This is a genomic window from Marinomonas sp. 5E14-1, assembly GCF_039939215.1.
In the GTDB taxonomy this organism is placed as follows: Bacteria; Pseudomonadota; Gammaproteobacteria; order Pseudomonadales; family Marinomonadaceae; genus Marinomonas.
Genome location: NZ_JBDXMW010000005.1, coordinates 219189 through 231768, shown reverse-complemented (window position 1 = coordinate 231768; position 12580 = coordinate 219189). Strand labels below are relative to the sequence as shown.

Annotated in this window: 11 protein-coding genes; 2 read left to right on the top strand and 9 right to left on the bottom strand. The window is 42.8% G+C overall.

The genetic code is table 11. The annotated features are described in order from the left end of the window. Positions 1 to 17: 17 nt before the first annotated feature. The 4 genes from ABFY09_RS06695 to ABFY09_RS06680 all read right to left on the bottom strand — a co-directional run bounded on the left by ABFY09_RS06695 (position 18) and on the right by ABFY09_RS06680 (position 4040). A complete protein-coding gene (locus ABFY09_RS06695) occupies positions 18 to 590 on the bottom strand; it encodes a hypothetical protein (RefSeq protein ID WP_347983520.1) in 573 nt (190 codons plus the stop codon). Between the two features lie 95 nt (positions 591 to 685). Then, entirely contained in the window at positions 686 to 1726 is a 1041-nt protein-coding gene (locus tag ABFY09_RS06690) for a transporter substrate-binding domain-containing protein (protein ID WP_347983519.1), read from the bottom strand. Between the two features lie 44 nt (positions 1727 to 1770). Next, positions 1771 to 2895: an amino acid ABC transporter permease gene (locus ABFY09_RS06685; RefSeq protein ID WP_347983518.1), complete on the bottom strand. Its 1125-nt coding sequence runs from the start codon at positions 2893 to 2895 to the stop codon at positions 1771 to 1773. Further along, positions 2892 to 4040 carry an ABC transporter permease subunit gene (locus ABFY09_RS06680; protein WP_347983517.1) on the bottom strand — a complete coding sequence of 383 codons (1149 nt, stop codon included), beginning with the start codon at positions 4038 to 4040 and terminating at the stop codon, positions 2892 to 2894. The genes ABFY09_RS06685 and ABFY09_RS06680 overlap by 4 nt, the downstream gene beginning before the upstream one ends. 217 nt (positions 4041 to 4257) lie before the next feature. Between ABFY09_RS06680 and ABFY09_RS06675 the strand changes: the two genes are divergently transcribed. Continuing rightward, positions 4258 to 4896 (top strand): winged helix-turn-helix domain-containing protein, encoded by a 639-nt coding sequence (locus ABFY09_RS06675; protein ID WP_347983516.1) that lies wholly within the window; start codon positions 4258 to 4260, stop codon positions 4894 to 4896. A 181-nt stretch (positions 4897 to 5077) separates the two neighbouring features. On the opposite strand, the gene ABFY09_RS06670 is transcribed toward ABFY09_RS06675, so the two are convergent. Continuing rightward, positions 5078 to 5686, bottom strand: coding sequence for a DNA-3-methyladenine glycosylase I (locus tag ABFY09_RS06670; protein ID WP_347983515.1), 609 nt, complete (start codon positions 5684 to 5686; stop codon positions 5078 to 5080). A 178-nt stretch (positions 5687 to 5864) separates the two neighbouring features. Between ABFY09_RS06670 and ABFY09_RS06665 the strand changes: the two genes are divergently transcribed. Further along, a complete protein-coding gene (locus ABFY09_RS06665) occupies positions 5865 to 6317 on the top strand; it encodes a hypothetical protein (RefSeq protein WP_347983514.1) in 453 nt (150 codons plus the stop codon). A 311-nt stretch (positions 6318 to 6628) separates the two neighbouring features. Here ABFY09_RS06665 and ABFY09_RS06660 read toward each other — a convergent pair whose 3' ends face one another. From ABFY09_RS06660 to ABFY09_RS06645, 4 genes are read right to left on the bottom strand one after another with little or no spacing between them, the layout of a single operon-like run. Next, entirely contained in the window at positions 6629 to 7387 is a 759-nt protein-coding gene (locus ABFY09_RS06660) for an SDR family NAD(P)-dependent oxidoreductase (protein WP_347983513.1), read from the bottom strand. 44 nt (positions 7388 to 7431) lie between these two features. Continuing rightward, positions 7432 to 9078 carry a hydantoinase B/oxoprolinase family protein gene (locus ABFY09_RS06655; RefSeq protein ID WP_347983512.1) on the bottom strand — a complete coding sequence of 549 codons (1647 nt, stop codon included), beginning with the start codon at positions 9076 to 9078 and terminating at the stop codon, positions 7432 to 7434. Between the two features lies 1 nt (position 9079). Continuing rightward, a complete protein-coding gene (locus tag ABFY09_RS06650) occupies positions 9080 to 11173 on the bottom strand; it encodes a hydantoinase/oxoprolinase family protein (protein ID WP_347983511.1) in 2094 nt (697 codons plus the stop codon). A gap of 26 nt (positions 11174 to 11199) precedes the next feature. Further along, positions 11200 to 12495, bottom strand: a complete 1296-nt coding sequence (locus tag ABFY09_RS06645; protein WP_347983510.1) for an FAD-binding oxidoreductase — start codon at positions 12493 to 12495, stop codon at positions 11200 to 11202. Positions 12496 to 12580 lie beyond the last annotated feature (85 nt).

The window sequence follows — 12580 nt, the reverse complement described above, 5'->3', positions numbered from 1 at the left end:
CTCTTAACATCGGTCTTTTAAACCTGCTTTAAAGTCGCGCTCGCCCCAACCCAGTGTTCTTGTTCTCTCGATTCAATAGCTTCTGGTTTTGCTTGGCGAACCCAGTGAATGGCTTCTTTAGAATTCATTCCCATGTGAGTTAATAAATCCGCTGCCATCATTCCTGTGCGACCAATTCCCGATAAGCAACTCAATGCAATTAAATTCTCTTGTGCTAAAGCGGACAATAATTCAGGCAAACTCGCTTGCCATTCGCGCGAGATCGAAGGACTTGGTATATCAAAGTCATTGATAGGCAAGCAGTGAAAATGAATACCAGCCGCAATCGCTGCTTGCTGAGCTTGTTCATAAGCATTTTCAGGTAAGTCATCTGGATGTGCGAAGGTATAGAACATACGGCAATTGCTTTCATACAACTTTCTAAAAGTCCGATTGAGCCAGCTAGGGTCAATGTAACTATGGCTATCACCACCAATTAATAAGCCGGGAAATCCCATAAGAGCAAGGCGACCTTTTTTCTTGTTGGGCATATCAACTAGTGTCCAACGAGTCGGTCGTTCAATGTCTATTTCGTATGAGAAAAATGCCATGTGCCTCTCGTTTTTAAACCTAATTCATGCGTTATAATAAAACTGCGTGATACTGAAAAAACGTATCACGCAGTTTTATTTATAGCGAATTTCTATTAACGAATTGGATGAGGATATAGCAATCCACCTTCGCTTACTAACGCATTAAACGTACCATCACGAGTAATATCCAATGCCGTTTGTGAACCTAAATGTTTTTCGTAAACTTCTTCATAGTTACCCACTTGTTTGATGATTTGATAACTCCAATCATCTACTAAACCTAGAGAGGTCGCCATTTCACCTGCAGCCGAGTCTTTACCAAATAAGCGTTGTACAGCTTTAGGTTGGTTATCTAGATCCGCTATTACTTGATCGATATTTTTTGAAGTCACACCCAAGCGTTCCGCGTTTAACATGACTTGGAATGACCAAAAAATAGCTGTCTCAAATACATTATCAGGACGAGCAACCAAGGTCAGTGGTTCATTAGAAATAATGTTAGGCAACAAAGCATAATCGTTTGGTGTTTGTGCTAACTGGCGATCTGAAGCCAGCGCTGTTAAATCACTCGCTAGTACATCACATTTGCCAGAGAAGAAAGCTTGCATACGAGCGCTTTTATCATTGATGTTTTCAACTTTGTATTCCATACCATGATCGCTAAACCAGTCTGCTATATTCAATAGTGTTGTTGAACCCTCTTCCGCGCAGACTGTTGCACCGCCTAGCTCACTTGCGTTTCTAACGCCAAGTTTTTTAGGCACCATGAAGCCCTGACCATCATAAAAAGTTGTTACAACAAAGCTCATACCAGGGTTCGCATCACGTGTACCTGTGCGTGTGATACTACGAGAAGCCATATGTGCTTTTTGCGCAACGATGGTTTTCATACTGTCAGAAAAACCTATACCACGAATGCTGGCTTTGTCTGCATCGCCCAAAATAGCGGCTGCAGTCATTCGACAAAACTCGGTATTAAACCCTTGAAACACACCTTTACTATCAGGTACAGAAAAACCTGGAGAGTTTGGGTTTACTAAACAAATGACTTCGTCATTGGCTTTAATTTCATCCATAACAGCGCCCGCTTGAACTTGAACTGCTGTCATCGTGAATGCGGTTGCAACCGCAAATAGTTTTGCTGCACTTTTCATTTAGAACACTCCCAGTTGATTTAATACGTCAGTTAAGTAAATTTCTATTTTGCTGCTTTGAACTCTGTTGCTTCTAATTTGCGACTGTAGGTTGAAAGGCATAGGCAGGTACAAAAATACCAAAGCGCGACCAACAGATAAGCCTCAACACCATACTGCTGCCATTGCGGCTCACTGTAAGCCATTTTGGCTGTCGCCATAATGTCGTGTATTCCTAAAATAACCACCAAGGACGTATCTTTATAAGCGCCCAATAGGGTATTCATATTACCCGGCATAGAGCGCTTTAACGCTTGAGGAAGAATAATAAATCGCATGCTCTGCCAGTATGTGAGTCCTTGAGATTGTGCGGCTTCGTATTGACCTTTTGGCAAGGCCTGTAAGCCGCCTCGAATTTCTTCTGCAAAGTACGCAGCATGGAAAAAGACAAGCACAATTAATGTGGTGTAAAGCGAATTCAGATTTACGCCTTCGGGTAACATTAATGGCAGAATGAAGAGACCCATAAACAGAACCATCACCATTGGCACACCACGCACAATCTCGATGTAACCGACGGTTATAGATCTCAGTACAGGATCTTCTTTTTGAAAACGGCCAAGTGCTAATAAAATGCCGATAGGGAAGGCACCAATAACACTAAAGATCGACAACATCAAAAGAACAGGCAAGCCATTCCATTGGATAGAATCCACTTCTATTAAGCCTAAATTTCCGCCACTCATTAGAACAAAGAAAGCTATGCTACCTAGCGTCCAAACAATGACTCTTGATCGTAGACGTAACAAATTAGTAAAACTCAAGCCAACCAGACTCACTAAGATCAAACAGGCCAATGCCGGACGCCATTGTTCATTGAATGGATAAGTACCAAATAGAATCAAACGTACTTTTTCTCGTAAAAAAGGCCAGCAAGCCCCTTCTTCTGAACATAATTGAGGGTCTCCCCAAAACGCTACAGAGTTCCACGTTAACCAAGCTAAAACCTTTGGTAAAAACTGAAGTAACAATACGGAAATAATACAAGTGATCAGAATATCAACCGGCGTACGGAACAGACGAGAATGTATCCAACGTTGTGCCTTTTTAGATTGCGTTGCCCACTTTTGCATTGCACCAGCCGGCTGTGATGTTTGTGTGCTGTTGGTGCTATTTTCTGACGTCTTCATGCTTTCTCCAAACGAGTGTGATTGTTGTAAGCATTGATTAAGACAGAAACAACAAGACAGATAGCGAGATAAATAAGTGTGGTAACAGACATCATCTCAATCGGACGAAAGGTTTGATTTATGGATGTATTCATCACAGACACTAAATCAGAAAAACCAACAGCCAAGCCAATTGATGTATTTTTTGTGATATTTAAATATTGATTGCCGATCGGCGGGATAATGACTCTTAGCGCTTGTGGTAACACAACTAAGCGCATAGTTTGTAAATAAGATAAGCCAATGGCACGAGCGGCTTCTTCTTGCCCTTTGGATATAGATTGAATACCACCACGAACCAACTCCGCCACTTGCCCACCGTGATAAACACTTAAAGTAAAGGCTAAAACAAAGAACTGAACAGAAATTTGCCCTCCGCCAGCGAAGTTAAAACCTTTAAGAGCTGGTATATCAAAAGAATAATGTACACCTAGCAGAGTCGAGACGAGGACAAAAACAAAGCCAAGAAATAACAATGACGGCCATAAAAACGGTAAATCTCGTCCTGTTTCATCTTTAAAATAGCGAACGTATCGGCGATAAATCAACACAATAACAAGGGAAGCCAAACATGAATAAAGCACTGTGCTCGTGTGTTCTTGCCAAATTAAAGTAGGGAAATACAGCGCTCGATTTGAGATATGAAAAACGCCAAGAAACGGATAAGCCTCTCTAACATGGGGTAAACTGTTAATAATGAGAATGTATAAAGTGAGTAATATTAAGAGTTTAGGAAGATTGCGCATTAATTCAATATAGAGAAACGAAATTGAACTGCCTAACCAATTTTGACTCGCTCTCAGCACACCAAACATAACGCCTAGTAATGTAGCGCCAACAATGCAAACAAAAGAAAGTAATATGGTATTTAAGAAACCAACCAATAATGCATTTATATAGCTACTTTCAGAGCTGTACTCAATGAGACTTTCATTGACATCAAAGCCAGATTCACTGAATAAAAAACCATAATCAATATGAATCCCTGCGGCTGCAAGGTTATTATTAACATTTACACAAGCGATATAAAAAAACGCGAGAATAAATGCAATTAACAACCCTTGATATAGCAGGGTTCTCGTTCGCTTTTCAGACAGACGCAACATAGCTTTTCCAAAAGAGTACATTTAAGTGATATAGCCTATATACTTGTATACAGGTATATTGTTATCACTTTTATATGCCATTTACATGACATTCGCAACCTTCTCTATAATGAAAAATCATGCATTGCCTATATTGTAACGTTTACGTTATTTTTAGCATTTATATGGACAAGCATAGAATCAAACGATTCTAGATTTAATGACACAAAGGTAAAATATGACTAAAGCGAACAATATTCATAGACTAGAATACATTTGCAATGAGATAAGGAAGCGTATTTGTGTTGGTGAATATGCTGATGGGCAAGCAATATACGAAGAAAAATTGGCTAAGGAATTTGAAGTCAGTCGTACTCCTATTCGTCAAGTTTTACACAGGTTGGCTTTAGAGCGTTTTGTAGAAACAAAATCAGGTATAGGAACACTTATCATTCCGATAGATCGAGTGAGTTTCGAAGACGATCAAAACATTTTAGTGGAAACACTGACCATGATGGCGAACCTATCACCTACCTCGATAGATGCAGATGACCGCATTGAACTGGCAACGTTATTACATATGAGCAAAATGCTTGTCGAAGACTTTTCTGTTAATACTTACTGGAATGTCTGTTATCGATACAACTATCTTATTCGAGAGAAAATCCGTCACGACTTAATGAGAGATACAACGCATATTTTATTTTGTCGTTTATATCGCTGGTTACTTGTTTCACCTACACCAGAAAAGATTGATCTCTTCACACAAACATTACTGAACGAATTACAACAAGCGAATGAACTTGTTGAAACAGAAGAGAATGCATCATCTTTATTGTTGTTAAGAGCCAGTGCGATTTTGGCGTTATCAAATTAATTTGCTTCCCCCCAAAAGCCAAGAACGGCCGGTTCAGTCAATCCAAAACACTGTCTCTTTTTAAAAAGCCGCTTTGCGTGTTGGTTGGGTCGCCGTAGTGAAAACAGCCATGAATCATGGCGCCTTTCTCTGATTGCAATGCATTCTGTTTTCAATTTGTGCTCGAACGATATTGATGTACCTAAGGTCTTTGAAGTTTTTTCCTCATCTGATCAATTTTACTTCTCATAAAGCAGTGCTCAGCGTGGTCATTTACCAACCCCATAGACTGCATAAAAGCGTAAAGTGTTGTTGGGCCAACGAAAGTCCAACCCAGCTTTTTCAACGCTTTAGATAAGGCAATAGATTCCCTACAGGTAGTTTGCGTCTCTGGTGGCGGTAACGAGTCTTCATCAGGCTCATAACGCCAGAAAAAAGCAGCCAGCGACCCTTCTGATTTCACCATTTCTTGTGCGCATTTTGCGTTGTTAATAACCGCGAGGATTTTACGTTTGTTGCGTACTATGTCTTTATTGGCTAAGAGTTCTGCTACTTTTTGCTCATCAAAGGTGGCGACTTTGTGGAAATCAAAATGCTGAAACGCCTCACGGAAGCTTTCGCGTTTATTCAAGATAGTGCGCCAGCTTAAACCAGATTGAAATGTTTCTAAGCAGAGCTTTTCAAACAAACGTCGATCATCCGTAACAGGAAAACCCCATTCTTCATCGTGATAACGGGGAAAATCCGGCGCGGAATCTGCCCAAGCGCAACGTGTTTTTTGATCAATTAATGCGTTGTGTTCCTGCTTCATATCTTTTGCACCATTGGCTTGCGAGATTCATTGTGTGCGCTCTATGTACTTTGTATGATATTTTATTAAGAATAATTCACAACATGGCACACTAAAAAAGTGATGCTAATATACTCTGTGTCAGTTGTGCATTTAGACGCTTTTGGTCTAAGCGATAAATAATAAAAAGGAAGGCGGCTTGAACACTTATAAACACATTGCTTTGTTTGTCATTTTTTTCTTTTCCATGATGAACGCTACGGCTAAAACCTCCATCAATGAAATTCACTCCTGCTTGGCGTTGGTTGACTTCGTTAATAGCAAGCTCGAAAGTTCAGAGTCTGCGTACTCGCCAGAAGATAAGGAAATCATACATAAAGGTCTTTTGGGTTATGTCCATTATCTTGAGAATGACGTGATTGACCCGAAACTGCTCAAATTGTATGGCGGGAACGTTGCGCAAGCTAAGTTAATGAAAAAGCTGTTTAATCGCCAACAGACGCGATTTATTGAGTATTTGGATGAGCGTCATGCGGACAGAAAGTTTGCGACAGATTACGTGATCGCCATCAAAGAGTGCTCTACCAAAACTCGTTCTCAAGGTGATGTTGCCTCATATTTAAAGCAAGCGCTCACTACCATGGAGAAATAGACCCCCCACATTTTTGTCTACACGTTACTCGGTTGCTTTAGTTAGTCTTCTTGTACATAAAACACATTTCCTTGAGTAGTGTAATAGCACTATTTATTGCCTTAAAATCTCAATTCAAAAGACACCATGTCTCTCACATCCTATACGAGATCTTCGACACATAACTTAATATAACAACAGCCAGCGTTTATGAAGCCATGAAAACAGAGAGCTGTCTTTATGCTAAAGAACGTTTGACCTCAGCATATACTGGCTGTTGTTTGATCTTTAAAAGTAAAGGAATTAAGCGCCTTTGACATTAAATCACTGTGTTAACAGGTATAATTCAAACCTAAACGACCGCCGTCAATGTAAATCGTTTCACCTGTGATATAACTTGCCTTGTCACTGGCTAGAAAAGCCACAGTATCTCCCACTTCACGAGGCGTACCCACACGGCCTAACGGTGTTCGGCTGAGCACGCGAGCCATTGCTTCAGGATTTGCGTTAACGCCTGCCATCATTTCAGTATCAATAGAACCTGGACCTACCGCGTTAACGCGAATACCATTTTTAGCTAAGGCCAAAGCCGCCACTTTCGTTAGCTGCATCGCGCCACCTTTAGACGCACAGTAAGCCGCAATGCTTGGAATGGCTACTTGCGCGTTGACTGATGTCATGTTCACAATCGAGCCGTGAATTTGCTTCTCGACCATGGTTTTTGCAGCACGTTGCAGCGCAATGAATGTGCCTGTTAAGTTAACATCAATCACTTTTCGGAATTGCTCTTCTGATAGCTCAAGGAAGTCGCCGGGATTCGCAATACCCGCATTGTTCACTAAGCAGTGTACAGGGCCATGTTCCGCCTCAATGCTATCAAACATGGCTAATATCTGCGCAGAATCCCCCATATCACAAACATAAGCGACAGTGTCATTCCCTAATTTTTGAGCGGCTGCATTAACAGCGCTTTCTTGGATATCGGCCAAAATTATTTTATAACCGTCTTGTGCTAATGCTTCCGCACAAGCTAAGCCAATACCTTGTGCGCCACCAGTTACTAATGCAATTTTTGTCTTGTTTGTCATCATTATGTCTCTATCTTATTTAATACTAATTTTATAACGGACTCAGATTAATTCGTGAGGCCGTAGTCATTGACGGCTTGTTCAAGCGTTATATACCCTGCTTCTAAATCCGCACGCACAAGTTCAGGCGATCGTTTTTTCGGGTCACCATAACCGCCTCCACCTGGTAGCTCTAAAATTAACTTTCTTCCGGCTGGAATATGTTGGCGACCTTTACCATTTAATACCGTGCCATCATCGAGTACTAAACTACCAGCGCCACCGTTTTTACCTCCCTCTCGTCCACGGGCAGGAAATTTAATTCGGTCAAACATGGCGTTGAAATACAATTCATAACCTTCGTTAGCACTGATCACAATAGTTTGTCCTAGACCACCGCGGAACTCACCGCTGCCACCAGAACCCACTAATAAGTCTTTCTGCCAAATGGTGATCGGCCCAACATGCTCTGTCGCTTCTGCCGACATGGTGCTCACCCCAGATGGGAACGCGGTTGCGCTTAAGCCATCCAATGTCGCACGAGCTCCCATACCACCTGAGTTAAACATCATAATTTCAGATGGCGGTAAACCAGAAGAAGGGTCTAATGGTCGCGCGCTAAGCAAGATATTCCATAGGGCACTGGCCCCTTCTGCTGGAGAGACGCCGGGAATGCATTTATGCAAGGCTCCGAGTACCACGTCAGGAACAAAGTGCCCTAATACGTGACGAACTGATACCGGTGCAGGGTGTGGCGCATTTAAAATACACCCTTCAGGCGCGGTTACATCAAAAGGTTTTAGCGATCCCGTGTTATTTGGAATATCCGGTGCAATAGCACATTTTAGACCGTAACAAGCGTACGCTCGGGTATAAACCATAGGCACATTCACGCCAAATTTGCTGGGCCCTGAGGTACCTGCAAAATCCGCTAATAACGTCTCGCCTGATATGGTCAACGCGACTTTCATGTCCACAGAGCTCTCATAGCCATCGACGGTCATGTCATTATGGTAGGTACCATCAGGCAAGTCTTTGATGCGCGATAAGGTCGCCGCTCGACTGTTATCGATAATAAAATCAGATAAGGTTTCAAGTTCCGCCAAATTGAATTCTTTCATCATGTCCATGAGTCGAGCATCACCCGCCGCATTACATGCTGCCAATGAATACAAATCACCGATTACTTGATCCTGTTCTCGCACATTATTTCGGATGATATTCACCAAGTCTTTATTGACGTCACCGGCATGGATGAATTTCATGATCGGGACGAGCAAACCTTCTTCGTATACCTCGTTGGCATCGGGGCCGTAACCACGGCCACCAATATCTACCACGTGTGCGGTTGCCGCAAAAAAACCAACATGATTTCCTTCGTAAAAAGCAGGCGATACCATCGTGAAATCATGTAGATGTCCAGTTCCCTTCCAAGGGTCGTTGGTAAGATATACATCGCCTTCGCAAATATTATCCATGCCAATTTCATTGATAAAATGCGGCACAGACTCGGCCATGGCATTGACATGGCCCGGTGTGCCTGTGACCGCTTGAGCGATCATTCGACCTCGACAATCAAAGACACCCGCTGACAGATCCCCAGCCTCTCGCACTGATGTAGAAAAAGCCGTACGAATAAGGGTCGTTGCTTGCTCTTCTACCACCGCCACTAAGCGGTTCCACATAATTTGATAATCAACGTTACTTAATTTCATATTAGAGAGTCTCCATGGTTTTCTTATTCACCAACAACATGGATTTATCATCCTGCGCTACAACGGTATAACCTGTCGTGACCACTGTTGATGTCTCATCTTCAACAATCACCGCAGGGCCTGCAACGGCATCACCAGGTTTTAAGGTATTTCGATGAACTTCATTGGCCGTTACTACTTTACGCAAAGCTGCATCAAAAAATTCTCGTGTTTTCGTCACAGCAACTTGTTGCCCTGATCGACGTAACGTCATTGGAGCCGAAGCTTGTACTTTAGAAGCGACGGTAATAGACCAGTTGGTGATCTCAATACCTAAACCATCAATGGTACGCCCAAATAACTTATAGTATCCGGCTTCGAATTCTTGACGAAAAACATCCACATCCGCTGCAACATATTCTTTGTAATCAATGTCTATGGCAATTTCGCCACCTTGCCCTGTATAACGCATAAATGCTTGTACGCGGGTTGTGGTGTCAATGCTTCCAGCGCCACGTTTAACAAACGCCGAAGCTTCTTCGCGCAGGTCAGCTAATAATTGATTAATACGAATAGGATCAAAATTGTTTAGACGTTGATACATTCCTTTTGTGGCTTCATAGGAAAAGGGAGCATTAAGGAAACCAATGGCAGATCCTACCCCTGCGCCTGGTGGAATCACCAAATAGTCCATGTCTAATTTTTCACACAATCGACAAGCATGAAGTGGTGCACCACCACCAAATGCGATCATGGTGAAATTACCAATCTCTTTACCGTTTTCTACGGTATGCACTCGTGCTGCATTGGCCATATTTTCATCAACCACTTCGGTGACACCAAAAGCCGCTTGCTCTTTATCCAAGTTGGCTTTAGACGCCACCTTAGTGTTCATCGCAGCCCCTGCCATATCAACAGACAATGGGATCTCGCCACCGGCAAAAAGGTCTGGATCTAAACGACCTAATAATAGGTTAGCATCGGTAACGGTTGGGTCTTCACCTCCGCGCTGATAGCAGGCTGGGCCCGGTTCAGAAGCCGCCGATTTAGGCCCCACCCGAATTTGTTTCATATCATCGACATGGGCAATAGAACCACCACCGGCACCGATTTCAACCATTTCAACCACAGGGGTGGAAAGCGGCATTCCTGAACCTTTTGCAAAGCGATAAGTACGTGCAACTTCAAACGTATTGGCGGTTTTTGGTCTGCCGTCTTCGATCAAACAAATTTTTGCTGTCGTACCACCCATATCAAAAGATAAAACTTGGTCTTCACCATAGCTTGCTGCAAATTTCGCTGCAAAAATAGCGCCTCCAGCAGGGCCAGATTCCAGCAACCGCACAGGGAATTCAGAGGCGGTATCCACACTGATCAAACCACCAGCGGAATGCATCATAAAGACAGGGCAGGTGATGCCCATTTCAGTCAAACGTTTGACTAAACGTCCCAAATAGTCCGACACCTGTGGGCGCACATAAGCGTTTGCAATCACGGTATTAAAGCGTTGAAATTCGCGCATTTGTGGTGAGACATGACTGGAAATAGAAACGCATAATTCAGGTGCGGCTTCTGCAAATGCTTTTTGAACTTGCACTTCATTCACATCATTGGCGTAAGAGTGAATAAATCCAACGGCAACCGCTTCATACCCTTCTGCAAGAATGGTGTTTACCAATGCATTTAATTCGGTTGGATCAATGTCTGTCAGCACCTCGCCAGAGGCACTGATACGCTCATTCAATGTGTAGCGATCCGTACGTTTTACCAAAGGCGTTGGTAAGGTTAAATTCAAATCATATTGTTCAAAGCGGTTCTCTGTGCGCATTTCAACAACATCACGAAAGCCTTCAGATGTAATAAATGCCGTACGTGCTCCGCGACGTTCAATCAATGAGTTGGTGACCAATGTTGTGCCATGAATGACGGTCGTTACTTCTGTTACTTTTATTCCTGCACGATGACACACCAGCTCAATGCCATCCAAGATAGCTTGCTCTGGCTGAGAATAGTTAGTCAGTACTTTTCCCGTATATAAGGTTCCATCTAGATCCAGTGCAATATCAGTAAAAGTCCCACCGATATCGACACCGATCCGCGCGCTTTTCTGCGTCATATTGATTCTCCCGTTCTCATAATAGATTAAATGCTTTTGTAGTATCGCCAAGCCTTAAAACAGCCTTCATACACAGGCTCACGAAGAAACGCTATATTGTCTTTTCTTAACCCTGTGACAGGCAGCATAATCTCGCTTTCTGATGCACCTGTTAGCAGTTGCGCCAATGCTTGACCACATACTGTGCCTGTTGTGATGCCTCGCCCATTAAATCCAACAGCGGTAAATAAGCCAGGTGCTAAACTATGAATGCGTGGAAGGTGATCGGGTGTTAGAGCGATTTTGCCGTGCCATGCGGTTTCGAATTCGACTTTCCCAAGGAATGGAAACATTTTGCTAATTTGTTTCTGCGCCCAATATTTTGTTTGGCTGGCATCTTTCCCTGCCAGTTTCCCCATACTACCGACAATTAATCGTCCAAACTGATCTTTACGTACAGAAAACATGACCATCCCTGTGTCCCAGACACTTTGGGCTTCGGGTAAAATTTTATCGGCAATACTGCCCAGTGGTTTTGTGGCAATTTGATAAAAATGAATTGGTGTATAGGCTCGTTTTAAGCCTGGCCAAAGGTCGTCATTGTAAGCATTACCGCCAATCACAACGCGGTTTGCTGTCACCACACCTCGATTGGTTTCGATCTGCCATTTGTCGCTTATTTGGCTTAATTTCAAGGCCCGTGTTTCTGTGTGGATTTTGGCTCCCGCAGATAGAGCCGCTTGCGCTAAACCACGAGCGTAACCCATAGGGTTAATCGTACCGGCTTGAGGGTCTAGTAAGCCGCCATAAAATCTTTGGGTACCGATTTTCTCTTGCGCTTCTTCTGCACTCAGTAAGCGTACATTTCGACCTAATCGTTTCCATTCATCTGCACGGTCAGAAAGCTCTTTAAAACCCGCACTAGAGTGCGCCGCATGAATGGTGCCATTGCGTGTCGCTTCACAGTCAATATTGAAACGATCAATTAATGAGAATACAACATTAGGAGCATCCCCCATAACACCTAAAAAGCGATCCGCCTCCTGTTCTCCTAAAACGGTGCGAACATCTTGTGGTGGTAACCAAATCCCAGGATTTACCATGCCACAGTTACGACCAGAACCACCGTAACCTATTTTTTCTGCTTCTAATACCAAACAGTCAATGCCTGCTTCTGCAAGATGTAAAGCCGTTGATGAGCCAGTATAGCCTCCACCAATAATAGCCACATCTGTTACAACATTTTCTTGCAAGGGCGCTGCTTGAGGTTCGGTCGGTGCCGTCATGTCCCATAAAGAAATAGCGTCTTTTTCTGATTTCAATCCTAGAGTTTCATTCATCATTTTAACTACCTGTTACGCTCACTGTTCTGATATGTAGAACATATATATCGTATAATAAAACAATATCGTATAATTTTTAAAAAAT